The sequence below is a fragment of the Candidatus Darwinibacter acetoxidans genome, assembly GCF_041936445.1.
In the GTDB taxonomy this organism is placed as follows: domain Bacteria; phylum Bacillota; class Limnochordia; order Darwinibacteriales; family Darwinibacteriaceae; genus DTU010.
In genome coordinates, this window is sequence record NZ_JBHGXH010000230.1 from 1 (window position 1) to 1,589 (window position 1,589).

The 1,589-nt window shown below is 56.1% G+C and carries 4 protein-coding genes; all 4 read left to right on the forward strand.

All coding sequences use genetic code 11. The features are described 5' to 3' along the window. Positions 1-117: 117 nt before the first annotated feature. Complete coding sequence (locus ACE4YL_RS08640; RefSeq protein ID WP_461369525.1) at positions 118-270, forward strand: hypothetical protein; 153 nt, start codon at positions 118-120, stop codon at positions 268-270. Between the two features lie 16 nt (positions 271-286). Further along, the gene (locus ACE4YL_RS08645; RefSeq protein WP_461369526.1) at positions 287-1,081 is read left to right on the forward strand and encodes a DNA-methyltransferase; all 795 of its coding nucleotides are present in this window, start codon (positions 287-289) and stop codon (positions 1,079-1,081) included. Then, the gene (locus ACE4YL_RS08650; RefSeq protein WP_461369527.1) at positions 1,078-1,302 is read left to right on the forward strand and encodes a hypothetical protein; all 225 of its coding nucleotides are present in this window, start codon (positions 1,078-1,080) and stop codon (positions 1,300-1,302) included. Before ACE4YL_RS08645 ends, ACE4YL_RS08650 begins: the two co-directional genes overlap by 4 nt. Then, positions 1,299-1,589 (forward strand): RNA polymerase subunit sigma-24 (locus ACE4YL_RS08655; protein ID WP_461369528.1); only part of this gene is annotated, 291 nt, incomplete at its 3' end. The genes ACE4YL_RS08650 and ACE4YL_RS08655, both read left to right, overlap by 4 nt.

Consider the following 1,589-nt stretch of genomic DNA (forward strand, 5'->3'; position numbering starts at 1 on the left):
TGCCGCGAGATACGGCGAAACGGGCAACCCGGGGGAGCTGAAGAAGATCGCTGACTACGCGCACATACTTTGCGGCGTGAGACTGGCGGAAGACGGCGAAGGGGAGGGCGATCCGTCATGACCGCCACCGCGCTGATCTACCGCATGGTGATCGCCGCTATGGCCGGGGAGCCGGACCGTATCGCGGAGCTTTACGAGGCTTACATCCGCGAGCGGCGCCTGCATGTGACGGTTGCAGAAATACTACAGAGCAAGAGGGAGAGCGCATGAAAAAGGGGGCCAGGCTGTGATTCTCTATCACGATCATTTTCAAAATTACAAACGCTACAACATACCGAAGGCGCAGCTAATAATTGCCGATATTCCCTACAACATCGGGGTGAACGCCTACGCCTCGAGTCCGCAATGGTATAAAGACGGCGACAACAAACAAGGCGAGAGCGAATACGCGGGAGCCGCCTTCTTCGACACTGATAAAGACTTCCGGATCGCGGAGTTTATGCACTTCGTAAACACGATGCTCAAAAAAGAGCCGAAGCAAAAAGGGCAGGCCGGGTGCATGATCGTGTTCTGCGAATTCGAGCAACAGTTCATGCTGATTGAGCAGGGCAGGAAATACGGCTTCCCTAACTACATAAACTTGGTCTTTCGCAAAAACTACTCCGCGCAGGTGCTCAAGGCCAATATGCGGATCGTCGGGAACTGTGAATATGGAGTACTTCTTTACCGGGACAAGTTGCCGAAATTCAGAAATAACGGGAAGATGATCTTCAACTGCATGGACTACGCGCGGGACACGACAACGCCGAAAATTCACCCTACACAAAAGAGCATACATCTACTGAAAAACCTGATCGAGATATTCACCGATCCCGGCGACGTGGTGATCGACCCGGTGGCTGGCAGCGGAGTGACGCTCCTTGCCGCCGAGCAATTAGGCCGAAAGGCCTATGGCTTTGAGATAAAACGGGAATACGTTAAAGCCTTCAAGGATAAGCTGGCCGGGAAGGTGCAAAGATCCATCTTTAACGTGCAGGTTGAACAGGCAGAAAAGGAAAGGCGAAAGGGGGCTACTCCATGACCTATAAATTCCGCCGCCGCGAGGCCCGACCCTTCCTCACCCTGGGCGAGCTGGTGCAGGACAAGCACCCGGAACTATTCCAAGCCCTGCAGCACCACGTCGAGCCACAGGACATAACCGGGATCATCCTGTCCCCGGCAGAACTGCGCGGCAAAGAAATATACTATGCGGAGCTAATGCAGGAGCGGCCCAAGCCTGGACTGGGGAGGGGTGGACAGTGACGCGGCAGAAGCTCAAGCAGGTGCGCTACTTGAAGCGGGAGATCGAGCTGCTCCAGGAGCAGATCGCCGCCGTCGAGGGCGAGATAGTCACGGATGTAGTCACGGGCAGCAGCCGCGAATTCCCTTACGGCAAGCGGAAATTCATCATCCGCGGCCTGCCGGGTGAGCGAAACGAAAAGCTCCTGCGGCTGCGGGACAGGCTGGAGCGGCGGATGAACGAACTCCAGGATATGCGGGCAGAGATATTCGCCTGGGTGGAGGGGATAGAGGACAGCCTGCTGCGGCAG

Excerpts from the sequence above, each read along its gene's own strand:
- ACE4YL_RS08640 (WP_461369525.1), top strand. The coding sequence starts at position 118 with ATGACCGCCACCGCGCTGATCTACCGCATGGTGATCGCCGCTATGGCC.
- ACE4YL_RS08650 (WP_461369527.1), top strand. The coding sequence starts at position 1,078 with ATGACCTATAAATTCCGCCGCCGCGAGGCCCGACCCTTCCTCACCCTG.